The 24,248-nt window shown below is 72.5% G+C and carries 22 protein-coding genes; 6 read left to right on the forward strand and 16 right to left on the reverse strand.

From position 1 onward, the window contains the following. Window positions 1–15: 15 nt before the first annotated feature. Window positions 16–1,002 (reverse strand): methionine synthase, encoded by a 987-nt coding sequence (locus ACBR40_RS35815; RefSeq protein ID WP_371251602.1) that lies wholly within the window; start codon window positions 1,000–1,002, stop codon window positions 16–18. A gap of 23 nt (window positions 1,003–1,025) precedes the next feature. On the opposite strand from ACBR40_RS35815, the gene ACBR40_RS35820 reads away from it, so the two are divergent. Beyond that, window positions 1,026–1,664, forward strand: coding sequence for an MBL fold metallo-hydrolase (locus tag ACBR40_RS35820; protein WP_371251603.1), 639 nt, complete (start codon window positions 1,026–1,028; stop codon window positions 1,662–1,664). A gap of 4 nt (window positions 1,665–1,668) precedes the next feature. Here ACBR40_RS35820 and mnmA read toward each other — a convergent pair whose 3' ends face one another. Further along, complete coding sequence (gene mnmA / locus ACBR40_RS35825; RefSeq protein WP_344217464.1) at window positions 1,669–2,742, reverse strand: tRNA 2-thiouridine(34) synthase MnmA; 1,074 nt, start codon at window positions 2,740–2,742, stop codon at window positions 1,669–1,671. Between the two features lie 67 nt (window positions 2,743–2,809). Between mnmA and ACBR40_RS35830 the strand changes: the two genes are divergently transcribed. Continuing rightward, window positions 2,810–3,865 (forward strand): DUF695 domain-containing protein, encoded by a 1,056-nt coding sequence (locus tag ACBR40_RS35830; protein WP_371251604.1) that lies wholly within the window; start codon window positions 2,810–2,812, stop codon window positions 3,863–3,865. 103 nt (window positions 3,866–3,968) lie between these two features. Here ACBR40_RS35830 and ACBR40_RS35835 read toward each other — a convergent pair whose 3' ends face one another. Next, entirely contained in the window at window positions 3,969–5,132 is a 1,164-nt protein-coding gene (locus ACBR40_RS35835) for a cysteine desulfurase family protein (RefSeq protein WP_364454108.1), read from the reverse strand. Between the two features lie 53 nt (window positions 5,133–5,185). Here ACBR40_RS35835 and ACBR40_RS35840 point away from each other — a divergent pair, with 53 nt between their 5' ends. Continuing rightward, window positions 5,186–5,695 (forward strand): TetR/AcrR family transcriptional regulator, encoded by a 510-nt coding sequence (locus ACBR40_RS35840; protein WP_329590459.1) that lies wholly within the window; start codon window positions 5,186–5,188, stop codon window positions 5,693–5,695. A gap of 271 nt (window positions 5,696–5,966) precedes the next feature. Beyond that, a complete protein-coding gene (locus ACBR40_RS35845) occupies window positions 5,967–7,160 on the forward strand; it encodes an MFS transporter (RefSeq protein ID WP_344217472.1) in 1,194 nt (397 codons plus the stop codon). A 211-nt stretch (window positions 7,161–7,371) separates the two neighbouring features. Here the strand turns inward: ACBR40_RS35845 and ACBR40_RS35850 are convergent, their stop codons facing one another. The 13 genes from ACBR40_RS35850 to ACBR40_RS35910 all read right to left on the reverse strand — a co-directional run bounded on the left by ACBR40_RS35850 (window position 7,372) and on the right by ACBR40_RS35910 (window position 21,637). Beyond that, window positions 7,372–7,914 (reverse strand): PIN domain-containing protein, encoded by a 543-nt coding sequence (locus tag ACBR40_RS35850; RefSeq protein ID WP_371251605.1) that lies wholly within the window; start codon window positions 7,912–7,914, stop codon window positions 7,372–7,374. A 14-nt stretch (window positions 7,915–7,928) separates the two neighbouring features. Beyond that, complete coding sequence (locus ACBR40_RS35855) at window positions 7,929–8,387, reverse strand: helix-turn-helix domain-containing protein (protein ID WP_350774327.1); 459 nt, start codon at window positions 8,385–8,387, stop codon at window positions 7,929–7,931. Window positions 8,388–8,814: 427 nt separating this feature from the next. Continuing rightward, window positions 8,815–9,768: an electron transfer flavoprotein subunit alpha/FixB family protein gene (locus ACBR40_RS35860; protein WP_344217476.1), complete on the reverse strand. Its 954-nt coding sequence runs from the start codon at window positions 9,766–9,768 to the stop codon at window positions 8,815–8,817. Window positions 9,769–9,786: 18 nt separating this feature from the next. Next, complete coding sequence (locus ACBR40_RS35865) at window positions 9,787–10,566, reverse strand: electron transfer flavoprotein subunit beta/FixA family protein (RefSeq protein ID WP_344217478.1); 780 nt, start codon at window positions 10,564–10,566, stop codon at window positions 9,787–9,789. A gap of 245 nt (window positions 10,567–10,811) precedes the next feature. Further along, window positions 10,812–12,020, reverse strand: a complete 1,209-nt coding sequence (locus tag ACBR40_RS35870; RefSeq protein ID WP_371251606.1) for a serine/threonine-protein kinase — start codon at window positions 12,018–12,020, stop codon at window positions 10,812–10,814. A 54-nt stretch (window positions 12,021–12,074) separates the two neighbouring features. After that, window positions 12,075–13,895, reverse strand: coding sequence for a serine/threonine-protein kinase (locus ACBR40_RS35875; protein WP_371251607.1), 1,821 nt, complete (start codon window positions 13,893–13,895; stop codon window positions 12,075–12,077). A gap of 16 nt (window positions 13,896–13,911) precedes the next feature. After that, the gene (locus ACBR40_RS35880; RefSeq protein WP_371251608.1) at window positions 13,912–16,041 is read right to left on the reverse strand and encodes a serine/threonine-protein kinase; all 2,130 of its coding nucleotides are present in this window, start codon (window positions 16,039–16,041) and stop codon (window positions 13,912–13,914) included. A 134-nt stretch (window positions 16,042–16,175) separates the two neighbouring features. Then, a complete protein-coding gene (locus ACBR40_RS35885; RefSeq protein ID WP_364454136.1) occupies window positions 16,176–16,688 on the reverse strand; it encodes a YbaK/EbsC family protein in 513 nt (170 codons plus the stop codon). Window positions 16,689–16,766: 78 nt separating this feature from the next. Further along, window positions 16,767–18,314, reverse strand: a complete 1,548-nt coding sequence (locus ACBR40_RS35890) for a flavin monoamine oxidase family protein (RefSeq protein ID WP_371251609.1) — start codon at window positions 18,312–18,314, stop codon at window positions 16,767–16,769. Window positions 18,315–18,324: 10 nt separating this feature from the next. After that, window positions 18,325–19,167, reverse strand: a complete 843-nt coding sequence (locus ACBR40_RS35895; RefSeq protein WP_371251610.1) for a M55 family metallopeptidase — start codon at window positions 19,165–19,167, stop codon at window positions 18,325–18,327. Window positions 19,168–19,169: 2 nt separating this feature from the next. Next, window positions 19,170–20,375: a DUF6395 domain-containing protein gene (locus ACBR40_RS35900; RefSeq protein ID WP_371251611.1), complete on the reverse strand. Its 1,206-nt coding sequence runs from the start codon at window positions 20,373–20,375 to the stop codon at window positions 19,170–19,172. After that, window positions 20,366–20,752, reverse strand: a complete 387-nt coding sequence (locus ACBR40_RS35905; RefSeq protein ID WP_371251612.1) for a hypothetical protein — start codon at window positions 20,750–20,752, stop codon at window positions 20,366–20,368. The genes ACBR40_RS35900 and ACBR40_RS35905 overlap by 10 nt, the downstream gene beginning before the upstream one ends. Before the next feature lie 111 nt (window positions 20,753–20,863). Next, complete coding sequence (locus ACBR40_RS35910; RefSeq protein WP_344217496.1) at window positions 20,864–21,637, reverse strand: enoyl-CoA hydratase-related protein; 774 nt, start codon at window positions 21,635–21,637, stop codon at window positions 20,864–20,866. Between the two features lie 126 nt (window positions 21,638–21,763). Between ACBR40_RS35910 and ACBR40_RS35915 the strand changes: the two genes are divergently transcribed. Together ACBR40_RS35915 and ACBR40_RS35920 are read left to right on the forward strand one after the other, a co-directional pair. Next, window positions 21,764–22,048 carry a HesB/IscA family protein gene (locus ACBR40_RS35915; RefSeq protein ID WP_371251613.1) on the forward strand — a complete coding sequence of 95 codons (285 nt, stop codon included), beginning with the start codon at window positions 21,764–21,766 and terminating at the stop codon, window positions 22,046–22,048. 97 nt (window positions 22,049–22,145) lie between these two features. Then, entirely contained in the window at window positions 22,146–24,164 is a 2,019-nt protein-coding gene (locus ACBR40_RS35920; protein WP_371251614.1) for a CehA/McbA family metallohydrolase, read from the forward strand. Window positions 24,165–24,248: the final 84 nt, after the last annotated feature.

Consider the following 24,248-nt stretch of genomic DNA (forward strand, 5'->3'; position numbering starts at 1 on the left):
TACGAACGCGTGCCGCTAGCCCTCGCCGCCCGCCGGATCGTCCTTGAGGACCCGGGCGGCCTTGCGGCAGGCGGCCAGCGCGGCCCGCGCGTACGCGGGCGAGGCCCCGGCCAGCCCGCACGCGGGCGTGAGCACGACCCGCCCGGCCAGCTCGTCCGGCGCGAACCCGAGCCGCCGCCACAGCTCCACGGCCGGTCTGGCGATCGCCCCGAGGTCCGGCAGCCGGCTCCCGGCGCCGGGCACGACCCCCAAGAACAGCGTCATCCCGGCCTCGACCAGCTCGCCCAGCTCGTCCTCGTCGCGCCGCCGCAGCAGGGAGGCGTCGACGGAGACCCCGCGCGCCTTGGCCCGCCGCAGCAGCGCGAACGGCACCGCGGGCGCGCAGCAGTGCACCACCGGCTCGCCGAACAGCCCCAGCGACTCCTCCACCCGCCACTCCTCCACGGCGGCCAGCCGCCCGAACCCGGACGCCGTCGGCACCGTGCCCGCCAGCACCCCCGGCAGGCCGGGCTCGTCGAGCTGCAGCACGATCTCCGTCACGCCCGGCAGCCGCCGCCGCACCTCGGCGCAGTGGTCGGCCACGCCCTGCGCCAGCGAGGCCGTCAGGTCGCGTACGGCCCCCGCGTCGGCGAGCATCTTGTCGCCGTGCCGCAGCTCGATCGCCCCGGCCAGCGTCCACGGCCCGCACATCTGCACCTTGAGCGGCCCCTCGTAGTCGTGGCCGATCTCCTCCAGCCCGTCGAGGTCGCGCCGCAGGTGGTCGACGGCCCGCTGATGGTCGCGGCCCGGCCGGTCGGCGATCCGCCAACCCGACGGCTGCACCTCGACGGGCATGTCGACCAGCAGCGAGGCCGTCCGGCCGATCAGGTCGGCGCCGACGCCCCGTGCGGGCAGCTCGGGCAGATAGGGCAGTCCGGGCACCTCGCCGAACACGACCCGGATCGCCTCAAGATGATCGTCGCCCGGGTGCGAGCCGACCCCGGTGGCTTCCCACGTTGACATGGCACAAGCGTAGGCTCTTCGCCATGGAGCTCACGAAATACGGTCACGCCTGCGTCCGCCTGGAGAAGGACGGCAAGGTCCTCGTCATCGACCCGGGCTCGTTCACCAGGGACCCGGTGCTCGACGGCGCCGACGCCGTGCTGATCACGCATGAGCACTTCGACCATGTGGACGTGGCGAAGCTGCGGGAGTCCTCGCCCGGCCTGGAGGTCTTCACGTGCGAGGGCGTGGCGGCCCAGTTGTCCGAGGTGCCGGCCAAGGTGCAGGTGGTGCGCGACGGCGACGCCTTCGAGACGGCCGGTTTCCGGGTCCGGGTGTTCGGCGAGCGGCACGCGCCCAACCATCCCGACATGGAGATCGTCCAGAACGTCGGCTTCCTGGTGGACGACGAGGTCTTCTACCCCGGCGACGCCCTGACCGTGCCCCCGGCCGAGGTGCCCACGCTGCTGGTGCCGACCGGCGGGCCGTGGCTGAGGCTGGCGGAGATGGTGAACTATCTCCGAACGGTGCGGCCGGCGCGGGCGTACTCGACGCACGACGCCCTCTACAGCGACATCGGGCTCGCGCTGGTGGACGGCTGGCTGAAGATGGAGGCCGACAAGCAGGGCGCCGACATCCGCCGCCTCGCGGTCGGCGAGTCGGTGACCCTCCAGGGTCGGTGACCCTCTAGCCGAGCTGGTCCCTGCTCGCCGACCTGATCGTGGCCGAGCCGATGACCGTGTCGCCGGAGTAGAGCACGGCCGCCTGGCCCGCCGCCACTCCGGTGGCCGGGCGGTCGAGGTCGATGCGCAGGCCGCCCGCGACCTCAGCGAACCGGCAGCCGTAGACCTCGCCGTGGGCGCGCAGCTGGACGGTGAGGTCGTCGCGCCGGTCGGGGCCGTTCCAGACGGGCGGGCCGCAGTGGATCGTGGTGACCTCCAGCGCCGAACGCGGCCCGACCGTGACGGTGTTGCTCACCGGCTCGATGGACAGCACGTAGCGCGGCCGGCCGTCGGGCGCGGGCCGGTCGATGCGCAGACCCTTGCGCTGCCCGACGGTGAACCCGTGTGCGCCCTGGTGGCTGCCGACGACCGCGCCCTCCTCGTCCACGATGGGGCCCTCGGCCGCGCCCAGCCGGTCGGCGAGGAAGCCGCGGGTGTCGCCGTCGGCGATGAAGCAGATGTCGTGGCTGTCGGGCTTGTCGGCGACCGTCAGCCCGCGCCGGGCCGCCTCGGCGCGCACCTCGGCCTTGGTCGAGTCGCCGAGCGGGAAGATCGCGTGGGCGAGCTGCTCGCGGGTGAGCACGCCCAGCACGTACGACTGGTCCTTGCCCTGGTCGGGGCTCCTGGACAGCACGCCGTCGGTCAGCCGGGCGTGGTGGCCGGTGGCCACGGCGTCGAACCCGAGCGCCAGCGCCCGGTCGAGCACCGCCGCGAACTTGATCTTCTCGTTGCAGCGCAGGCACGGGTTGGGCGTGCGGCCGGCGGCGTACTCGGCGACGAAGTCCTCGATCACGTCGCGCTGGAAACGCTCGGCCATGTCCCAGATGTAGAAGGGTATGCCGATCACGTCGGCCGCCCGGCGGGCGTCGCGGGAGTCCTCGATCGTGCAGCAGCCCCGGGCGCCCGTGCGATGGGATTGGGGGTTGGCCGACAGCGCGAGGTGCACACCGGTGACGTCGTGACCGGCCTCGGCGATGCGAGCGGCGGCCACGGCTGAGTCGACGCCGCCCGACATGGCGGCAAGCACACGCAGTCCCATGACCTTTCAAGCGTACTGTCCGGCACGGGGTGCGCGAGCGCGGCCCACGTCTGCGAGGATTCAGCTCATGCGACTGTTCGGGCGCAAGGACGCCGAGGACCACGGCGGCGGGTCATCCGAGGACGGGCTCGCCGGATTCTGGACGTGGTGGGAGGAGACCAGGCCGGCCGTCGACGCGCTGGTGGCCGCGGGCGACACCGCCGGGCTCGAGGACCTGGTGGCGCCCGCCGTGGCGGCCGTGCACCCCGACCTGGTGTGGGAGATCGCGCCCGGCCGCAACGCCATGCACGCCCTGGTGGTGACCTCGGCGGGCGACGCCGAGCTGCGCCCGCTCGCGCATCGCTGGGCCAAGGCCGCGCCGCCGGCCGACCTGTTGTGGGAGTTCCATCCGTCGCGGCAGGCCAACCTGCAGGCGGCCGAGCTGACGCTGGACGTGGGCGGGTTCGACTTCGCGCTGGACAAGCTCGTGCTGGGCCTGCGGGTGCCGCGCAACCAGCCGCGCGTGGACGTCGCCGCCTACCATCCGATCTTCGCCGAGCTCGACGAGGACGTCAGGCTGGACGCCGCATTGCTCGCCCTCGACTGGCTTCTCGGCGAGGACGAGGTGGCCCGGTGGGTGGGCGAGATCACGGCGGTGACGTTCGAGCCGATCGACGCCGTGGCCGCCCCGCACCTGCCCGCCGTGGTCGCCGACCTCGCCTCCGGCTACGACGAGGAGGAGTGGGTGCTGCTGGAGGGCCAGACGGCCGGCGGCGCGCCGCTGGTGGCCACCGCCCGCTACCCGCTGCGGCCGGTCGATCATCCGCTCTTCGACCAGCACATCGCGATCACGCTCCCGTACGCGCACCGCGACGAGGCCGGGCTGCCGATCGGCGAGTCGCTGGCCGCGCTGCGCGACTTCGAGGAGCGGCTGGCCGCCCGCCTGCTCAAGCTGCGCGACGACGCGGTGCTGGCCGCGCACCTGAGCGCGGAGGGGCAGCGGACCATCCACGTCTACGCCGATCCGACCGGTGACGCCGCGATCCACGCGAAGGAGCTGATCGTGAGCTGGGAGGAGGGCGAGCCCCGGGTGGACGTCGCCACCGATCCCGCCTGGACGGCCGTCTCGCCGTTCCTCAGCTAGCGCTCGGCAGCCTCCGGACGCGGCGCTCAGCCCTCCTCGGACGCGGCTGAATCCTCGGACGCGGCTCAGCCCTCGCACGCGGCTGAGCCCTCGGACGCGGCGCTCAGCTCAACCCGGCTCGGCGGGCGCGTTCGACGGCGGCGGGCAGCACCTCGATCAGGCGGTCGATGTCCTCCCTGGTCGAGGTGTGTCCGAGGGAGAAGCGCAGCGAGCCCCTGGCCGCGGCGGCGTCGGCCCCCATCGCCAGCAGCACGTGCGACGGCTGGGCCACGCCCGCCGAGCAGGCCGAGCCGGTCGAGCACTCCACTCCCTTGGCGTCGAGCAGCATGAGCAGCGCGTCGCCCTCGCAGCCGGGGAAGGAGAAGTGGGCGTTGCCGGGCAGCCGCTGGGTGGGATGCCCGTTGAGCACGACGCCGGGGACGGCCTGGCGGACGCGTTCGATGAGCTCGTCGCGCAGCGCGGTCAGGTGGCGGCTCGTCTCCTCCTGGTGCGCGACCGCGGTGCGGACCGCCGCCGCGAGCCCGGCGATGGCGGGGGCGTCGAGGGTGCCGGAGCGTACGTCGCGCTCCTGGCCGCCGCCGTGCTGCACCGGCACCGGCGTGAGGCCCCGGGCCAGCAGCAGCGCGCCGGCCCCCATCGGGCCGCCGACCTTGTGCCCGGTGAGCGTGAGCGCGTCGGCTCCCGATGCGGCGAACGACACCGGCAACTGCCCGACGGCCTGCACCGCGTCGGTGTGGAACGGGATGCCGTGGTCGTGGGCGATGGCCGCGAGCACGTGGAGCGGCTGGACGGTGCCGACCTCGTTGTTGGCCCACATCACGCTGATCACGGCGACGTCGTCGGGGTCGCGCTCGACGGCGGCCCGCAGCGTGTCGGGGTGCACCATGCCGTGCTCGTCGACCTCCAGCAGCTCGACCTCGGCGCCCTGGCTCTCGGCCAGCCAGTGGGCGGGGTCGAGCGCGGCGTGGTGCTCGATGGCGCTGAGCAGCACCCGCCGCCGGGGCCGGCGCGACCAGTAGAGGCCCTTGATCGCCAGGTTGTCGGCCTCGGTGCCGCCGGAGGTGAACACGACCTCGCTGGGCCGGGCGCCGAGCGCGTCGGCGATGCTCTCGCGCGACTCCTCCACGACCCGGCGCGTCTGCCGGCCGGCCGCGTGCAGGGAGGAAGGGTTTCCGACCCGCCGGAGTTGCTCCGTCATGGCCTCGATCGCCTCGGGCAGCATGGGCGTGGTCGCGGCATGATCGAGATAGGCGGACGGTCTGGTCACCCGCTCAGGGTATCTCGTTTGCGACTGTACCGTCCGGCCGGTACAGTAGAGGCATGCGAAGGGACGAGCTTTTGGACGCGGCGGAGGAGATCCTCTGCGACCAGGGCTCGGCCGCGCTCACCCTCTCCGCGGTGGCCGACCGGGCCGGCGTCAGCAAGGGCGGGCTGCTCTACCACTTCAACTCGAAGGAAGCCCTGATCAAGGGCATGGTCGAGCGGCTGATCGAGGATTTCGACCAGCTCATGGCAGCCCAGCAGGACGACACCTACACCGAGCGCTACCTGGGGGCGACCCTGGCGGCGGTGCGCACGGGCCGGCTGCGACGCTGGGCCGTGGTCACGGGCGCGTCGGGAAACCTGTTCCTGCTCGCGCCGCTGCGCGAGGCGATGGCCCGCTGGCATCGCGAGGACCTGGAGGCCGAGCCCGACCCGGTGACGTCGCAGATCGTCCGGCTCGCCTGTGAAGGGTTGTGGGATGTCGCCAGCCACGCCCCGGAGCTGAACACCGAGTCCGACCTGCGGACCTTGGAGACGCGCCTGCGGGCGCTGCTCGCGCCCGCCTGACGTCCGGCTCCGCCGCCCCTCACGGCTCCCCCTCCAGGCCCCGCCGGTTCCTGGAATTTTCTCCCTCCTCATCCTGTTCCACCCTCCTGTCTCGCCCTTTCCGTCCCATCTGTCCCATACGTCCCGTCGCCAGTGCTCGTCCGGCGTCGGGGGCTTGGTGTGCCCTCTCCCTCTGCGCGAACGTACGCGCGGCATGCCTGCCCTCGCCACGCCGGCCGCTGCCCGCCCGAAATATCCCCATAAGTAACTGTTCTATGGAAGGTGTTGCCGTATGACCCGCGCCCTGAGGAGTGCCCGCTACGGGGCGGTCCTCACTTTCGTCCTTGCCGGCCTGATGGTGGGCACGATGACCGTGCGCATCCCGGCGCTGACCGACAAACTCGGGCTGTCCGAGTCCATGGTCGGCACCGTGCTGCTGGTCTGGGGCGTCGGCGCCCTGGTGACCATGCAGAGCATGCGCCGCGTCATGGCCCGGCTGGGCAGCAGGACGGTCCTGCGGGTCGGCGGCCCCCTGACCGCGCTCTCCCTCGTCGCCGTGGCCTTCGCCCCCGACCTGCCGCTGCTCATGGTGGCCGTGGCGTTCTTCGGGATGGCGTTCGGCATGGTGGACGTCGCCATGAACGCCCAGGGCTCCACGGTCGAGCAGGCGTACGGACGGCCGCTCATGAACGGCATGCACGCGGGCTGGTGCGTCGGCGCGATCACGGCGGGCGGCGTCGGCAGCCTGTCCATCGCCGTCGGCCTGTCGTTCACCGCCAACGTGGCGCTGATCGGCCTGGTCGCACTCCCGCTCATGATCGCGGTCGGCCGTACGCACCTGCCCGAGCCCCCCGCCTCCGAGCGCTCCGTCGCCGCCGGCCGCCGGCGCCTGCCGCCGATCGTCTACCTGCTCGGCGCGATCATGTTCTTCGCCTTCATGGTGGAGGGCACCGTCGCCGACTGGAACGGCCTCTACATGCGCGACGAGCTCGGCGCCCCCGAGGCCGTGGCCGCGCTCGGCTACCCGGTCTTCGAGGCGGGCATGCTGATCGCCCGGCTGACCGGCGACCGGCTGCGCGTCAGGTACGGCGTGCGCGGCATGCTGACCGTCTCCGGCGTGGCCACGGCCGGTTTCTTCGGGATCGTGCTGCTCGCCCCGGCGGCGCTGGTGGCGGTGGGCGCGATGTTCTTCGTCGGCCTCGGCGTCGCGACGATCTCGCCGCTCACGCTGTCCCTGGCCGGAACGGCGACCGCCACCCCCGGCCCGGCGATCGCCCAGGCGGGCGCGATGGGGTACGCGGGCCTGCTGCTGGGCCCGGTGGTGATCGGCTTCCTGTCGGACGCCACCACGCTGCGTACCGCGCTCGGCATCGGCGTCGTGCTCGGCGTGCTGATCGCCCTGGCCAGCCGCCTGCTCCCGAGCCGCGAACCGGCCGCGGTGAGCACGCTCCCCGTCACCAGGGAGCGGGAGCCCGCCGCCGCCTGACCTCCGCGCCAGCCGCCCTCCCGGCGTGCCGGGAGGGCCGCGGCGACGCAGTCGAGGACGCGCCGGAGCTGCTCGTCGCGGCTCAGGCGCGGCCGTCGCGCCGCCGTCACGATCTTGGTGAACATCGGGTGGCCCCCGCTCTTCACGAGCCTGTCGACTTAATCGACAAGCGGGCAGGACGCTGAACGCCCCAGCCCTCCGCCCGGTCTCCTCATCCTGTCCGCAGCGCGGCGACCGACTCGACCAGACCTGCCCTCTCCAGGGCATCGAGCACATCGTTCACCGTCTCCGGCGGGCGGGTCCGCGAGTCGGCTATCTGCTGCACACACGCCCAGACGATGCGTCCGTCCCGATCGATCTGATTCAGCACGAAGTCGTCGGGAGATTGCGCCTCGATGTTCCACGGCGCGAGATGTTCGGCTGGAAAATCCCTGAGGTTGGAGGTGACGATGACTCCTGCTCCCACCTTGATGGCGGCGGCGAGCACGTGCCGATCATCCGGATCGGGCAGTTTCAAGCCTTCCACCAGGGGCTCGTATCCCTCGACCAGGCAGTCGCGCACAGCGGAGTTCATGAGGCGACGCAGCTTCTCCAGCTTCTCCCAGGGGATGTCGGGACGATTGGCGGCGAGGTTGCGCTGCATCTCGTCGAGGATCCCGTGGGTCCATCTGACCTGGATCTGTCCTGTCATCGCCAAGCGGATGAGTAGATCGCGCAGTGTGTTGCCATAGAGCACGTTCGCGTCGTAAACCACGACACACTTCGTGCTCAAATGCCCAGCTCCTGACCCAGCTGAGCAAGCTCGTCGGCAGCGGCACGCCTCTTGGCGTCGTCACGGCGCTTGTAGTTCTGCAGGTCCTCGTAGGTGATCCGCCGGTGCTTCCCGATCAACCGGAAGGGGATTTCTCCCGTCTCCAGCAGTTTGATCAGGTAGGGGCGGGAGACGTTAAGCATGTCCGCCGCTTGCTGCGTGGTCAGCTCCGCGTGCGAGGGTATGACCGTGACCCCTCGCCCTTCGGCTGCCTGAGCCAGGATGAAGGCGAGCAGGCTCACGGCTTCGCGCGGCAGGATCAGAGGGTCTTCGCTGCCGTGCTCACCGGCGACCCGAATGAGCGACTGCTCCGGGTACTGCATGAGGTAGTCCTTGATGCGTCGTACGGCGCGACCGGCCATCTCGGTGTCGATCGTGCCGGGCGGGACTCGCTTGGCCTGAACATCTGCCATCATGCCACCTCCTGATCGCAGTATCCGCAATAAACGAAATAACCGCAAGCACCGCCGAACGATCATGCACTGGAGGTCGCGAGGGCTCACTTTTCGCACGCGCCGGCCACTTCGCGACGCGGAGGGCCTGTCGGGGGCGGCAGAACGTGGCCGCGGCCCGAGGTTCCTCAGCGGCTTCTGGAGTCAGATGAGCCTTCCATGAGCCACAGTGTCGAACGGCCGCCGAAGTCCTGGCGTCGCCGTCTTCGAGGGTCATGCTCGCCGTCACCCCACGCGCCGCCGCAGCGGCGAAGCGGGTCTCGAGTGGGGGTTCGGGGGGCCGTGCCCCCCGAGGTCACAGCCTGAGCCCTCTGCGCGAAGCGCCCCTAGGGAGGTCCTTTGGGCGGCGGGTGCCGGGATGCGGGTTCATGCCGCATCCCGGCGTCGTGCGTCACTTGCGCTTCTTGATCTCCTCGGTGAGCTGGGGCACGACCTGGTGCAGGTCGCCCACCACGCCGTAGTCGGCCAGCTCGAAGATCGGGGCCTCCGGGTCCTTGTTGATCGCGACGATCGTCTTCGCGGTCTGCATGCCCGCCCGGTGCTGGATGGCGCCGGAGATGCCGGCCGCGATGTAGAGCTGCGGCGAGACCGTCTTGCCGGTCTGGCCGACCTGGAACTGGTGCGGGTACCAGCCCGCGTCCGTCGCGGCGCGCGAGGCGCCCACGGCCGCGCCGAGCGCGTCGGCGAGACCCTCGATGACGCTGAAGTTCTCGGCCGAGCCGACGCCGCGGCCGCCGGAGACCACGATCGCGGCCTCCGTCAGCTCGGGGCGGGCGCCCTTCTCCTGCTTGACCCGCTCGACCACGCGCGTGGCCTTGGCGGCGTCGGACAGGGTGACCGCGATCTCCTCCTCGGCGCCGGCGCCGGCGGACGGGGCGGGAGCGGTGGAGTTGGGGCGTACGGCCACGATGGGCGTGCCCCTGCGGACCTTGGCGCGTACGTTGACGCCGCCGCCGAAGATGGACTGGTCGGCCACGAAGCCCTCGCCGAGGCCCACGGCGTCGGTGATGACGCCGGAGTCGGTCTTGACGGCCAGGCGGCCGGCGATCTCCTTGCCCTCGGCCGTGGCGGCCACGAGCACGGCGGCGGGCGACTTGTCGGCCACGAGCTGGGCCAGGGCCTCGGCCTTGGGCGCCACCACGTACTGGACGAGCTCCTCGGAGCCGCCGACGTAGATCTTCTCGGCGCCGTACTCGGCCAGCTTGGCCTTGGCGTCGGCGGTGATGCCGGGGCCGAGCCAGACGGCGGCGGGCGTGCCGAGCGAGCGGGCCAGCGTGAGCAGCTCCAGCGTGACCTTCTTGACCTCGCCTTCGACCTGCTCGACGAGAACGAGAATCTCCGACATTTCAGTAAACCCCCGTTCTCAGATGAACTTCTTGGACGCGAGGAAGTCAGCGGCGTTCGCGCCGCCGTCGCCCTCGTCCTTGACGATCGTGCCGGCGGCGCGCGGCGGGGCCGCGGCGAAGTCGACGACCTCGGACCAGGCGGCGTCCAGGCCGACCTGCCCGGCGTCGATGGAGGCGTCGCCGATGGCGAGCGTCTCGACCGGCTTCTTCTTGGCCGCCATGATGCCCTTGAACGACGGGTAGCGCGGCTCGTTGATCTTCTCGACCACGGACACGACGGCGGGCAGCGTGGCCTCGATCTTGTCGAAGCCGTAGTCGGTGATGCGCTGGACGCGGATCGAGGTGCCCTCGACCTCGACCTTGTTGGCCAGCGTGAGCTGCGCGGCGCCGAGGCGCTCGGCCAGCATGGCGGCCAGCACGCCGGTGCGGGCGTCGGTCGACTCCGAGCCGAGGATCACCAGGTCGAAGCCGATCTTCTTGAGCACCTGCGCCATCGCGTACGAGGTGGAGAGCGCGTCGGAGCCGTGGAGCGCGTCGTCGCTCAGGTGCACGGCCTTGTCGGCGCCCATGGCGAGGGCCTTGCGGATGGTCTCGGTGGCCTTGCCGGGGCCCATGGTCAGCACGGTGACCTCGCCACCGTGCGCTTCCTTGAGCTTCAGCGCCTCCTCGACCGCGTACTCGTCAAGCTCGTTGACCACGCCGTCGGCGGCGTCGCGGTCGAGCGTCTTGTCATCGGACCGCAGCTTGCGCTCGGTCGCCGTGTCGGGGACCTGCTTCACGCAGACGACGATGTTCATGGCCGGTGGCCGACCTCCCGTTTCGCGTGCGCCACCGCGTCGCTGCGGTGGGCGCCGGATGCAATGCTGTCCAGACTGCCAGGTGCCTGTTCGGCCTCCGGCAGAGGGTGGCTTGTCGCGGTCATGTTACCCATGAGTAGCTTACGCGCAAACCGTGCGGAAACACGGTCGGCACGCCGGACTCTGCCCCTCCACCATACCGAACTTCATTCTGTTCGTGCTGACCGCCCCCCGTCGTGACCGGCTCAGGCCGACAACAGGAACACGACCCCCACGACCAGCGCCGTGCCGGCGAAGAGCGCCAGGGTGAAGGTGCTGAACACCGCCGCCAGCCCGAAGCAGAGACCCACGACCCCTGCCACGGCGACCATATCGACGATCACGCGGGACCGCCGGTACGGGCCACGCGTGAACAGCGCCACCCCGGCGTCCGAGACCACGCCCAGCGCGTACGCCGCCAGCAGGAACAACCCCACCTCAGGCAGCACCTTCCAGGCCGCGGCCGCCAGTAACGACACGAACAGCCCCGACCCGATCACCCACCGCCTGCGCACCTTCTCCCGGTGCCGCGCCCTCGACTCCTCGACCCTGCGGCGCCGCGGGTCCTCGCCCGGCCGCCACTCCATGGTCGCGGTGTCGTCGCCGGGCCGCGCCGGCACGGGACGGACGGCACGGGGAGCGGCGGGCACGTGCTCGACGCCCAGAAGGGCGCAGATCTGCGCCGCCGTCGGCCGCTTGGCGGGATCGGTGGCCAGGCACTCGCGTAACAACGGCGCCAGCCACCCGGGCACGCCCTCCAGGTCGGGCGGATGGTGCACGACCCGGTAGGCGACCGCGGCGGCCGGGCCCTGCCCGTACGGCTGCCGCCCGGTGGCCGCGTACGCGAGGGTCGCGCCGAAGGAGAACACGTCGGCCTCCATGCCCGCCTGCCGCCCCTCCAGCACCTCGGGGGCCAGGTAGCCGGGCGTGCCCACCACCGCGCCCGAGGCGGTCACCGACAGCGAGTCCAGCGCGCTGGCGATGCCGAAGTCGATGACGACGGGGTCGCCCTCGGTCAGGATGACGTTGGCGGGTTTGAGGTCGCGGTGCACGACCCCGGCCTCGTGCATGGCGAGCAGCGCGCCGGCCAGCCCGGCGGCCAGCCGCCGCAGGTCCTCGACCGGCGTGGGGACGGCGCTCAGCGGCCGGCCCTGCACGTAGCGGGTCACCAGATAGGGACGCCCGCCCTCCAGGGAGGCGTCCAGCACCTCGGCCACGTTGGGGCCGCCGACCCTGCGCATGGTCTCCACCTCGCGCGCCAGCCGGGCCAGCGCGGCGGCGTCGGCGGCGACGTGCGGGTGCAGCACCTTGACGGCGACCGTACGGCCCTCCGCGTCGAGCGCCAGGTGCACCTCGCCGAAGCCGCCCGACCCCAGGCGCGAGAGGAGTTCGTACGGGCCGAGGCGCTCGCTCATACCTCTACTCTCCCCAAGGGAGCGGCCGGAGACACGCCGGCACCCGTCGCCGGCTCAGAACCAGTTGGTCAGGAAGCCCAGGCCGAGGTCGTCGAGCAGGCTGCCGATGAGCCCGGTGATCAGCCCGGTCACCGTCTGGCTGGCCTGCGCGCTCAGCTCGTCGATGATCTTGCTGGGTGCGCGCCACGGCGTCCACACCGGGTCCTGCCCCAGCGCGAACATCACCGCGAACAGCGCCGCCGTGCCCACCACCACGACCGCGACCAGGGCCGCGCCCGGCGTGCGCAGGACGCCGGTGAGCGAGCGGGTGACCGCCTGACGCGGCGCGCCGCCGCCGGGCAGCACGAACAGGCCGGCCGCCATGGCCCCGGCCCCGTACGCCGCCGCCTCGTTGAGATGCATGCCGCCTGCCCAGTGGAGCGCGCCCCACACGCACACGCCGAACAGCAGCGCCAGCGGCACGTGCACCGCCGTCACGAGCGCCGACTTGATCAGCGCCCAGGGCGTGCCGACCAGCGCGAGCAGCGGGTCGGCCGCGCTGCTGCCGCGCACCTGCCGCCGCTTGACCATGTCGCCGAACAGGTATTCGCCGAGGCGCAGCACCAGCGCCAGCGCGACCGCGATCGCGCCCGCCATGACGGGCAGCATCACGGTCACCGCCACCAGCGTGACCAGCAGCAGCAGCCCCGTGAGCTGGGCGCCGAACAGATAGCGCTTGCGCTCGGCGGGCGGCTGGGCCTGCTGGCGGGGCGCGGGCGGCGGCGTGTAGGGCCGCACCTGCTGCTGCGGCGGCGGCGCGGGGTAACCGGCCACCCGCTGGTCGCCGTAGGGCGGGCGGGCCGGCACGTAGGGCGGCGGGCGCTCGTCCTGCCGGGGCCGCTCCTCGTGGCGCGGACGCGGCGGCGCCTGCTCGCGCCGCTGCCTGGGCGGCGGGGGCGGAGGCGGCTGCGGCTTGGCGTACTCGACCGGCGGCAGCAGGTCGGAGTAGTCGCTCTGGCCCATCACGCGGGTGCCGCTGCCCATGCGCTTGGTGCCGGTCGGCCCGTCGAACGACGTCGTCTCGTTGAACGTCGTCACCGCCGGGTCCAGCGCCCTCGCCATGCGCAGCAGCTCCTGCGCGCTCGGCCGGGAGGCGGCCTCGACGTGCAGCGCGCGGCTCAGCCAGCCGCGCAGCCAGGCGGGCGCCTTGTCGAGCTGCGCCCGCCCTTCCATGATGTTGAAGCAGACCGACTCGAACGTCCCCGTGCCGAACGGCGGCGCCCCCGTGGCCGCGAAGAACACCGTCGAGGCCAGCGCGTGCACGTCGGCCGCCTGGGTGATCTCGGAGTCACGGATGATCTCGGGCGCGAGGTAGCCGGGCGTGCCGACGAACATGCCGGTCTGCGTCAGCCGGGTCGCGTTGACCAGATGGGCGATGCCGAAGTCGATGACCAGCGGCTCCCCGTCGACCAGCATGACGTTGGACGGCTTGAAGTCACGGTGGATCACGTCGGCCGCGTGGATGGCGACCAGCGCCTGGCACAGCCCCTGCGCCAGCTTGATCACCTCGCGCGCGGCGAGCGGCCCGTCGGTCAGGACGGTGTCCTCCAGCGTGCGGCCCGGCGCGAAGCGCGTCACCACATAGGGCTGTCCGCCCACGAGCTCGGCGTCGATGACCTCGGCCACGAACGGGCTCCGCACCCGCCGCATGGTCTCCACCTCGCGGGTGAGCCGGTCGCGCGCCTTGAGGTCGGCGGCCACGTGCGGGTGCAGCACCTTGATCGCGACCTCGCGCCCCTCGCCGTCGAGGCCGAGGTGGACGACGCCCATGCCGCCCTCGCCGATCTTCCTGACCAGCCGGTACGGGCCCAGGCGTTCCGGTGCTTGAATGCTCATCGCCGCCCTTCCCGTGTCATCCCCCGGTGTTCACCCTCAAGCCGTCCAGTTGGTCCGTCACTGGCCCGACGTTCAGCGGAGTCCATCCAGCCCCCCTTGGCTTGTCCCCGAACGTGCCGAAAGCGAGGATCAGCGAGAGCGCGGCGACCGCCGCCAGAACTCCCGCCATCACCATCGCCGCTGTCCTCGAGGGTACGAGCGATGCGAGTGTTCTGCGCATCTGCTTGCCGGGGCCCTCGACCCCGGGCCCCGCGCAGACCGTCCAGAGCGCGACCGCCGCGCCCCAGGCCAGGGCGTTGGACGAGACGGTGTCGGTGACCACCGTGAGCAGCAGCGTCACCGGCAGCCCCAGGATGAGCGCGTAGAGCGTGAGCGCGAGCGTGATGCCCGCCGACTTGGCCAGCGCCGCGGGGTGGGCGAACACCCGCAGCACGTCGAGCGCCGCCGCCCCGGCCGGGCGCCTTCCGGCGAGCTGCGGCTGCGCGATGTCGGCCGCGCGCAGCAGCACCGCGAACGGGACGGCCACGATCGCCACGAGCAGGGGCTCCAGCGCCGCCGCCACGACCATGATGACCAGCAGCATCCAGCCGGCCACGCCGTACGCCCTGGACCGCTGCAGCAGGTTGCCCGGGATCACGCCCGGCAGGTAAGGCTCCCGCTGCGTCGGGTCGTGATGGTAGTGCTGCTGTGCCGGGATGTAGGGCGGCGGCTGCATCGGCATGGGGCCGTGGCGGCCGTACTCGGGAACGTCGGGGGCCACGCGGCCCGCCGGGTCGTAGCCCGGGGCCATCCGGCCGGCGTCGGGCACGGGCCCGGCCACGCCGGGGGTGAGCCGCGCCGCGTCGAGCCCCTGCCCGTGCAGGTTGGGCCCGGACAGGTTGGAGCGGCCCAGCTCCGGCGAACCGGGACGGACCCGGCGAGTGGGCACGTCCTCGTCGCCGGACGGCACCGGGTGGCCGCCGCTCTGCAGGCCGGGCCAGGGCTGCACGGGCTGCTGCGGTGGCGCCGCCGCGGCGTTCTCGCGCTGGATGCGGCGCAGCTCCTCCGGCGTCACCCTGCGGGTGGGCCAGGGGTCGCCGCCGTCGCCGAGCAGGCTCTCCGCGGGCACGTTGGGGTGCGATCCGCCGGGCACGCCGGAACCCGGCGGGTTCGGGGCCTCCTGGCCGGGCAGCAGCGACACGTACGGCTGGTCCTGCGGCGGGATCGTCGGCTGCCGCTCCTGCCCGTCGAGCAGCCGCCGCGGCGTGACCGCCGGCGTGGAGATGTCGTAGGACGGCCGGTCGGCGAGGTGCGGCGGCGGGGTCTCCGGCGGGCGCGGCACCGTCGAGATCTCGTCGGGGACGCTGCCCGGCGGCGGCTGCGGCAGCATCCGGGCGGTCTGCTCGGCCAGCTCGGCCGCCTTGGGCCGCTTGGCCGGGTTGCGCTGGAAGGCCGCCTTGAGCAGCGGCTGCAACGTCGCGGGAGCCGCGCTCACGTCGGCCTTGCCCGCGGTGATGTTGTAGAAGATCATCTCCAGCGTGCCCTTGCCGAAGGGCGGCTGGCCGGTCGCGGCGTAGAGCAGCGTGCCCGCCCAGGCGTGCACGTCGACCTCGGGGCCCGCCTCCTGGCCCTCGATGATCTCGGGGGCGAGGTAGCCGGGCGTGCCGATGAACATGCCGGTCTGCGTCAGCCGGGTCGCGTCGACCGCCTGCGCGATGCCGAAGTCGATGAGGACGGGCTCGCCGTCCAGGATCAGCACGTTGCCCGGCTTGAGGTCGCGGTGGATCACGCCCACCGAGTGCACCGAGGCGAGCGCCGCCGCCACGCCGTGCGCCACCCGGACCAGCGCGGGCAGGTCGAGCGGCCCGTCGTCCTTGACGATCTCGTCGAGCGGACGTCCGGGCACGTAACGGGTGACGATGTAGGGGCGATGACCGGTCACATCGGCGTCGACCACTTCGGCGATGTATTTGCTGCGCACCCGGCGCATGGTCTCGACCTCGCGCGAAAGCCGCCGCCTGGCGACCTCGTCGCCCGCGACCTCGCCACGCAGGACCTTGACCGCCACCTGCCGCCCCTGCGGGTCGACAGCGAGGTGGACAACGCCCATCCCGCCTTCACCGAGCCGCCTGAGCAGCCGGTAAGGGCCTAGTCGGTCATCGTTCATGGCATGAAGCACCATACCGGCTTAATCCCCGCCCACGAGATGAACCATGAGGCCACATTCCCACCTCGTACAACGTCCGGAAGGGCCTCTCCGGTTTCCCGGACGTGGGTCTCGAATCGGCCTCGATTTCTCCTTCAGCCCGCCAGCGGCAGGACCTCGGCGCGCTTCAGCCCGGCGAGCGCCGCGCCGGGCAGCGCCAGTTTCGAGCGGCGCAGCCCGCTGCCGATCACCACCCTCGCGTGCTCGGCGACGTGCGTGTCCACCAGGATCGGCCACTCCTCGGGCAGGCCGATCGGGGTGATGCCGCCGTATTCCATGCCGGTCAGCTCGACGGCCTCGGCCATCGGCGCGAAGCTCGCCTTGCGGGCGTCGAGGTGCCTGCGCACCACGCCGTTGACGTCGGCCCGCATCGTCGCGAGCACCATGCAGGCGGCGTAGCGGGTCTCGCCACCCCGTTTCGCGGCCACGATCACGCAGTTGGCGGACTCGTCGAGGCGTACGCCGTAACGGTCGCAGAACGCCGCGGTGTCGGCCAGATCGGGGTCGATCTCGGCCACCTCGACGCCGTCGACCGCCGTCACGGCCCGTGCCACCGGGCCGGCCAGCAGGTCGGCTCGTCCGGTGGCGGGCTCCCAGTGCAAGCTCATGCCATCTCCTCGTTCGCCTCTCCCGGAAACCCTACGGCGGTCCGGGGAGTGGCGGGGTTCAGGGGACGGCCGGTACCGTCAGGCCGACCGCACCGCGCGCTGGTGCAGTTGGGTGACGGCGGCGCGGGCGGACTCCATGGCCCCCGCCTGCCAGGCGATCAGCTGGGTGAGCCAGTCGCCCGCGAAGTAAACCCTTCCGGCGGGGCGTTGCAGAAGAGTGAAGGACGAATCAAAGACCGGCCAGCGCACCCACGCCCCCTCGATGTGCGGCTGGCGGTGCCAGGCGATCGAGACGTCGGCCAGCACGCCCTGGCGGTACTTCTCGCCGTGGATCTTCTTGCCCTGGGTGAGCGCGCGGCGCCGGCGGTCCTCCGGGGAGAGCGCGCCGTACAGCTCGGCGTCGCGCTCGGTGTTGTAGTAGCCGACGAGCACGCCGCGGCCGGAGTGGTAGCCGTGCGAGGGATACCAGATGTGGGTGATGTCGAGGTCGGTCTCGGTGACGCCGCCGTAGATGCGGTCCTCGCTCTCCCACCAGCGCCGGTCGTACTCCAGGCCGATCTTGCCGGCGGCGACCGGGACGGGCGTCTTCAGCGCGGCCGTGACCTCCGCGCCGAGGTTGTGCGGGATCTTGGCCATGACGTGCGGCGGGAGGGCGGCCACGCAGTAGTCGGCCTTGATCGAGCCGCCGTCCCAGACGACCTCGACGCCGTCGGCCAGCGTCGTGATCCCGGTGACCTTGGCCCCGGTCCTGATCCGGTCGGCGCCGACGGCCTCGACGAGCTTGACGACGATCGCGTCCATGCCGCCGACCGGCTGGAACATGGGGGTGGCCATGTCGTGGCCGAAGTCGTTCAGCACCAGCCGTCCGGTGCCGGCGGCCAGCACGTCGGTGAGGGAGAGGGGCGCGTCGAGCGTGCCCGCGTCGACCCCCGGGTACGTCGCGAAGCCGCGGCGCGCGGAGCCGTCGTACTCCATCTTCGGGCCGAGGTCGCCGAAGCGGCGCAGGAAGTCGAGCAGCCGCTCCCGGTCCTGCGCGGAGACGGCCCGGTCGAGCGCGCCGCGGTCGGTCGCCTTGGCCAGCAACTCGGCGGCGTAGCCGTACAGGTCGGCGCGGGCGGCGCGGACCCGCATGGTCCGTCCGCCGGTGTGGACGTAGGCCATGGCGTTGTGGTTGACGAACACCTCGACGGGGACGCCCAGCTCGCGGCAGTAGTCCAGGGTCAGCATCCAGGGCGCGATGCGGCCGGGGCCGGCGTTGAAGTACTGGCCCTCGCCGAACGCGGCCTGCTGCACCGGGCCGTTCAGCTCCGGCAGGCGGTCGCCGCCGCGCAGCGTCAGGTTCCGGCCGCCCGCCTTCTCCCTGGCCTCCAGCACGGTGCAGTCGTAGCCGGCCTTGCCCAGCTCGTACGCCGCCGTCAGCCCCGCCACCCCGGCCCCCAGGATCACGACCTTGGCCGAGCCCTTGCCGCGCAGCGTGAAGTCGCCCTGCCGGGGTGGGGTGAACGCCTTGTCCTGCTCCGACGGCGCCAGGCCGAGGGCGCCCATGGCCGCGTACATGGCGCCCGCGCCGCCCGCCGCGCCGATCCCGATGAGCAGCCCTCGCCGCGTCAGCGCCGCCCGTTCCACGTCCCGCTCCTCATCCGTACGGGCCGCTGCCGCACGCTATCTGGCCGCCGATCGTGGCGAAGATGCCGAACAGAGCCATGATCTGGGTGAAGTCGTCCGTGGTGAACTCGGTGTGCCGCGAGCCCACCTGCTTCACCCCCGGCACCAGCGCCACGGCGGCCGCGATGGCCGTCGAGTTCCACTCCACCCCCAAGGTGTACGGCGCCTCCACCCGGTACGGAGTGAAATCGCCGAGCCGCCCCAGCGCGCGGGCCGCCGCCTCGCGGATGCGGGCCTGGGCCACGCTCGGCGGCAGCAGCTCGGCCGAGAACTTGTCGATGCCCTTCTTGACCGCCACCGTCTCGACGTCGCCGAGGACCTCGCGGGCCTCCTCGCCGACGGCCTCGTCACCGGTGACCAGCACGACGGGCACCCCGTGGTAGCCGGCGCAGGCCGCCACCAGCCGGGTCTCGCCGCACGGCTCGCCGTTGAGCTGGACGTTCTGGATCTCCTTGCCCATCCACGTGTGGTTGAGCACGCCGTCCTGGACGCCCGCCCGCGCGTGGTAGCCCACGAAGCACGCCGCCGCGAACGACCCGTCGAGGCCCTGCGCCATCCGCTGCGCCTTGCCAGGGCCGCGGATCAGGCTGGCCCGCGGGTCCAGCAGGTCGATGCGGAGGTTCTTGGTGGAGCCGTGGGCGTCGTTGACCAGCACGGTGCCCGCGCCCGCGTCGAACGCGCCCGTGACCGCGGCGTTGGCGTCGGCGGTCATCAGCTCGCAGCCGCGCTCGTAGCCGCGCCCGCCGGTGTGCATCTCCTCGGGATCGGTGAGGCCGGTCACGCCCTCCATGTCCACCGACAGATAAACCTTCACGGTCAGCTCCCCCAGTTCTCCACGCGCCGAGTCTCGGCCTCGGTCATCATCCCGACGTTCTCCGTCATGAACGCGGCCGCCTGCGCCCGCCACGCCTCCGGGATCTCCTCGATCGCGGGAGGGTAGCAGTGGTCGAGCCAGCTCGTGGACTCCTCCGTCGCCTCGAAGAAGTCGAGCGCCGAGCCGAAGAGCGTGTTCTCGATGCCCGGGACGCGGGCCAGGCCGTACTCGATCATCTCCTGGCCGCCGTAGGGCGGCTTGCGCAGCCACTTGCGGGCGAACGGGCGATCGGCGGTGACGGGCGTGTTCAGCGGGCGGCGCTCGACGGCGGCCTGGATGAGCTCCTTGTAGAGGCACTTGCCGCAGTCGCGGCACGGGCCGTCGGTGCCGCGCAGGCACCAGCGGACCTGTTCGCGCAGGTCGGAGTTCAGGGCGAGGCGCATCGTGGTCGCCTCGCTGACGCCGCCGACCGGCAGCACCAGGTGGACGCCGGCGGCGGCGAACAGCCGGCCCCACTTGCCGTGCGGCGACCACATGGGGTTGTCGGGGGTGTAGCGGTGCAGGTAGCGGCCGCCGCCGAGCCAGCGTGAGCCCATCTCGTAGCCGAAGCCGAGGCCGCCGAGGCCGAGCTGGTCGGCGAGGAGCAGCGCCCCCGCGGCGACCGCGTGGTGCTCGGGGTAGCCGGGGCGGGGCTCGGCGAGGGTGTACTCCAGGTCGGAGGTGACGGTGGTGACCTCGCGCCCGGTCTTCGCGGCGAGCTTGGCCAGCACGTCGGAGCGGTAGTGCGGCCACCGGTTGGGGATGCGCCGGTGCGGCACCCGGCGGAAGTGCAGGAAGGGCGACTCGGGGAAGATCGTGGCCGCGGCCACGGAGTCGGCGCCGCCGCTGTAGGAGATCCCGAGCGTCGGCCCCGGCCGCCTCGGCTCGGCGCCGACCGGCCCGGCCTCGACGCCCCAGCCGTCGTGCAGCGCGGCGGCGACCTCGGCCGAGATGGCCCGGTCGAAGAGCACCCGCCTGCGCGTCCAGGGGGCGACGACGGTCCAGGCCGCGACGGCGAACAGGTCGGGATGCGCGTCCCCGGGGACGCCGCCGATCGTGCAGGAGTTGATGGCGAGCTTGACGGGGTGCTCGTCGGAGGCCCTGCCGGTGATCTCGTCCTCGGCGTCGAGGCGGAAGCTCAGGTCGCCGCCGGTCCAGGTCACGCGCATGGGCGTTCCTCTCCGGGGGCCTGGCCGGGCACGGGCGTGCTCTGCCGGGCGCGCAGGTCGTCGATGGCCTGCCAGACCAGGACCTCGTTCTGCAGCACGCCGTCCAGCGCCTTGGCCGTCTCCTGCGCCAGCCGGTGGGTGTCGTCCAGCCGCGCCTTGTCCGCCGCCGCCATGCCGGGGCGCGGCGCGGGCTTCGCCACGGCCTTGCGCAGCCGCTCGACCTCGGCCTGGAGCCCGGTCACCTCGCGCCGGAGCGTCTGGACCTCCCAGAGCGCGTCCCTGATGTCCTGCCGGTGGTCGGCGACGGAGATGTACCGGGAGTCGAACCATGTGCGCACGGCCTTCCGGAGCCGCGCGGGGACCAGGGTGCGCATCATGAGACGTCACGATACTGCTAAAGGCAGAGTAAAAAGTGCGCCAGTGATAACAGGTACAGCTCTGTATGGACCGCCCCCCGGAGCCGGGGAGCGGCCTGTGTAATCAACTGTTTACCGGCCGGTGAACTTGGGCTTGGCCTTCTCCGCGAACGCGCGCATGCCGATCTTGGCGTCGTCGGTCGCGAACAGGCCGGAGAACTGCAGCCGCTCGATCTCAAGCCCGGTGTCGAGATCGACCTCCAAGCCCTGGTCCACGGCCTGCTTGGCGGCGCGCACCGCGATCGACGGGCCGCCCACGAACGTCGCGGCCCACTCCAGCGCCGCCGTGTAGACCTGCTCGTCCGGCACCACCCGGTCGACCAGGCCGATCTCCAGTGCCTCGGCCGCGGACACGTGGCGGCCGGTGAAGATCAGGTCCTTGGCGCGGGCCGGGCCCACCAGGCGCGGCAGGCGCTGGGTGCCGCCCGCGCCGGGGATGATGCCGAGCAGGATCTCCGGCTGGCCCAGCTTGGCCGACTCGCCCGCCACCCGGAAGTCGGCGCACAGGGCGAGCTCGCAGCCGCCGCCCAGCGCGTAGCCGGTGATGGCGGCGATGACCGGCTTGCCGATGCGGGCCACCGTCGTGAAGCACGCCTGCAACGTGCTGGAGTGAGCGGACATGTCCGCGTAGGACATGTCGGCCATCTCCTTGATGTCGGCGCCCGCCGCGAAGACCCGCTCGCCGCCGTAGAGGATGACCGCCTGCACCTGCGGGTCCTCGTCCACGATGCGGGCCGCTTCGGCGATCTCTCGTTGGACCTGGCCGTTGAGCGCGTTCATCTTGGGACGGTCGAGACGGATCGTGGCGATCTGGTCGGCCACTTCGACGCTCACAAACTCACCCATGGTCCGAACCTAACAGGCCGCTCCCCCGCCGCCCGGCCGGGCTCGGGCGCGGCGGCGTTTGCTCCTCCGGCCGGCGGGGAGGCGAAGGTCTTCCCGCAGGTCTTCCCGCAGGTGAGGAGCTCGGACGTGCTGACTGTGACCGACAACGCCGTGGACGCGATCCGCGACCTGATGGACGGCGAGGACGTGCCGCCCCACGCCGGCCTGCGCATCGCCGCCATCCCGGACAGGGCGGGCACGCTGGAGTTGTCCCTGGCTAGCACGCCAGAGGCCGGGGACCAGGTGATCGAGAAGGGGGACGTGCGGGTCTTCGTGGCCGAGGACACCGTGGCGGTCCTGGACGACAAGTCGCTCGACGCCCGGCCGGGGGGTCCGGGGCAGCCGACGTTCCACCTGGACCGGCGGCCCTAGCCCCGGTGGATTTGTCACTACGTACCCACTGATATCGGTCGCACGGCGGCAGATCCCGTGTCACGATGACGGCGCGTCCGATCTCAAGGAGTGCCCGATGTGTCACGATCCGTTGTTACCGGAAGCCGTCGCCCGCGCCGTGGCCCGCTACCGCTCGCTCCGCGACGAGCACGGGGTCACCTGGGGCGAGCCGTCCCTCTCCTACGTCACGCAGGCCCGCGCCACGGTCTTCCTCGACCTCAGGCACCGCTTCTGGGGCCCGGCCATGAGCCTGCTCGCCGCCCGCCACCCCGGACTGTCCGACGGGGAGCTGGAGGACCGCCTCGGCGAGGTGGACGTCGACCTCGTGGTACGCGACGCCCTCGGCGACGAGGTGGCCGACAACCTGCCCGCGCTGCGCCTGACCCCGTCCGGGGCGGCGCTGGAGGCCGTCGGGCGCGTGCTGCTCGACGGCACGCCGCTGCGCACCGCGCTGCTGCTGGACTCGCGCACGGACGACCCGGTCGAGGTGGTCGTGGACGGCGTGCCGCACGTGGTGCCGCCGCGCGGCGCCGAGATCGTCGAGGTGACGGGCGAGGTGGTCGTCGCGGGCCGGCCCGTGGACCTGTCGCCGCTGGCCCGGCGGGCCGGCGCGGCGGCGCTCCGGTTGCGGGCCGGGTTCCCGTGCCGGTGGAGCGTGACCGGCGCGAACGGCCAGGGCTGGTATCCCGAGGGCGTCCCGCCCAAGGTGGACGCGCACGGGAGGCCGTACTTCCACGGCGACGACCTGGTGGTGGCCGTGCCCGCCGAGCCGCTGACCGTGACCGTGACCAGGGGCATGGAGTACGCCTCCGCCGAGGCCGCGGTGACCCCCGTCCAGGGCCGCGAGACGCTGGTCGAGCTGACCCCCGAGCGCCTGTACGACGCCGCGGCCCGCGGCTGGTACGGCGGCGACCTGCACGTCCACCTCAACTGGATGGGCGAGGAGCCGGCCGCGCCCGAGCTGGCCGCCGCCGCGCAGCACGGCGAGGACCTGCACGTGCTCAACCTGGTCGCGGGCAACGTGGCGGCCGAGCGGGTCTACGACGCCGAGGCGCTGGAGCACTGGGCGGGCCGCGACCTGCCGTGGTCGGACGGGCGCCACCTCGCCAGGTTCGGCGTCGAGTACCGCAACGACCTCGTCGGGCACGCGACCGCGTTCGGGCTGCGCGCCGCGCCGGAGCGGCGGCACTCGGGCTTCCTCGGCACGGCCGACTGGCCGCCGAACGCGGTGGCGCTGGAGGAGCTGCGCGAGCTCGGCGGCGTGACCGGCTACGGGCATCCGTTCCACACGCCCTTCGGCGACGACGACCCGCCCGACGTGGTGCTGAGCCGCGGGCGGAACTGCTCGGCCAGGGAGATCGTGGCCGACGCCGCGCTCGGCCTGGTGGACTGCCTGGACGTGCTCAACCACTCCTCGGTCGCCGCCACCGCCGCCGTCTACCGGCGGCTGATCGGCGCGGGCAACCGGCTCGCCGTCACCGCGGGCACCGACGCGGTGCTGTCGTTCTGCCGGCGCGGCACGGCGTCCTCGCCGCCGGGCTGGGAGCGCGTGTACGCGCACGTCGGCGGGCCGCTGACCGCCGAGTCCTACGCGGAGGCGCTCCTGCTGGGCCGCACGTTCGCGACCTCCGGGCCGTGGCTGGAGCTCACGGTGGACGGCCACGGTCCTGGCGACACGCTGGACCTGCCGGTCGGGGCCCGGGTGGAGATCGCCGTGAGCTCGGTGGGGCCCGAGGTCGAGTCGCTGGAGATCCGCACCGCGGACGGCGTGCTGGCGCAGGGCCCGCCGGGGCGGCTCGCGGCCTCGCTGGTGGTCGGCGAGCCCACGTACGTGGTGGCCGTGGCCACGGGCGGGCCGCACCCGCGCGCCTTCCACCCGTCCGGCGCCTACGCCCACACCAGCCCCGTCTACCTGGACGTGGCCGGCGAGCACGTGGCCAGGCAGGCGGACGTGCGCTGGTGCCTCGCCTGGCTTGACCGGCTGACGGAGCTCCTGCGCGAGCACGGCTCCTTCGAGACCGAGGAGCAGTTGGCCGACCACCTGCACCTGTACGAGCGCGCCAGAGCGGTCTACCGGGGACGCCTAAGCCCATGACTGAAAAATGTCTTCGCAAAGATCTCGCCTACGAAGGAAATTGTTGAGACGCTGAACGCGCACCGCACCCCCAGTCCCGAGGAG

Origin of the sequence: Nonomuraea sp. AD125B (assembly GCF_041402765.1) — a bacterium.
Classification (GTDB): Bacteria; Actinomycetota; Actinomycetes; order Streptosporangiales; family Streptosporangiaceae; genus Nonomuraea; species Nonomuraea bangladeshensis.

Coding starts and splice junctions, on each gene's coding strand:
- ACBR40_RS35815 (WP_371251602.1), bottom strand. CDS start 1,002: ATGTCAACGTGGGAAGCCACCGGGGTCGGCTCGCACCCGGGCGACGAT.
- ACBR40_RS35820 (WP_371251603.1), top strand. CDS start 1,026: ATGGAGCTCACGAAATACGGTCACGCCTGCGTCCGCCTGGAGAAGGAC.
- mnmA (WP_344217464.1), bottom strand. CDS start 2,742: ATGGGACTGCGTGTGCTTGCCGCCATGTCGGGCGGCGTCGACTCAGCC.
- ACBR40_RS35830 (WP_371251604.1), top strand. CDS start 2,810: ATGCGACTGTTCGGGCGCAAGGACGCCGAGGACCACGGCGGCGGGTCA.
- ACBR40_RS35840 (WP_329590459.1), top strand. CDS start 5,186: ATGCGAAGGGACGAGCTTTTGGACGCGGCGGAGGAGATCCTCTGCGAC.
- ACBR40_RS35845 (WP_344217472.1), top strand. CDS start 5,967: ATGACCCGCGCCCTGAGGAGTGCCCGCTACGGGGCGGTCCTCACTTTC.
- ACBR40_RS35855 (WP_350774327.1), bottom strand. CDS start 8,387: ATGATGGCAGATGTTCAGGCCAAGCGAGTCCCGCCCGGCACGATCGAC.
- ACBR40_RS35860 (WP_344217476.1), bottom strand. CDS start 9,768: ATGTCGGAGATTCTCGTTCTCGTCGAGCAGGTCGAAGGCGAGGTCAAG.
- ACBR40_RS35865 (WP_344217478.1), bottom strand. CDS start 10,566: ATGAACATCGTCGTCTGCGTGAAGCAGGTCCCCGACACGGCGACCGAG.
- ACBR40_RS35870 (WP_371251606.1), bottom strand. CDS start 12,020: ATGAGCGAGCGCCTCGGCCCGTACGAACTCCTCTCGCGCCTGGGGTCG.
- ACBR40_RS35875 (WP_371251607.1), bottom strand. CDS start 13,895: ATGAGCATTCAAGCACCGGAACGCCTGGGCCCGTACCGGCTGGTCAGG.
- ACBR40_RS35880 (WP_371251608.1), bottom strand. CDS start 16,041: ATGAACGATGACCGACTAGGCCCTTACCGGCTGCTCAGGCGGCTCGGT.
- ACBR40_RS35885 (WP_364454136.1), bottom strand. CDS start 16,688: ATGAGCTTGCACTGGGAGCCCGCCACCGGACGAGCCGACCTGCTGGCC.
- ACBR40_RS35900 (WP_371251611.1), bottom strand. CDS start 20,375: ATGCGCGTGACCTGGACCGGCGGCGACCTGAGCTTCCGCCTCGACGCC.
- ACBR40_RS35905 (WP_371251612.1), bottom strand. CDS start 20,752: ATGATGCGCACCCTGGTCCCCGCGCGGCTCCGGAAGGCCGTGCGCACA.
- ACBR40_RS35910 (WP_344217496.1), bottom strand. CDS start 21,637: ATGGGTGAGTTTGTGAGCGTCGAAGTGGCCGACCAGATCGCCACGATC.
- ACBR40_RS35920 (WP_371251614.1), top strand. CDS start 22,146: ATGTGTCACGATCCGTTGTTACCGGAAGCCGTCGCCCGCGCCGTGGCC.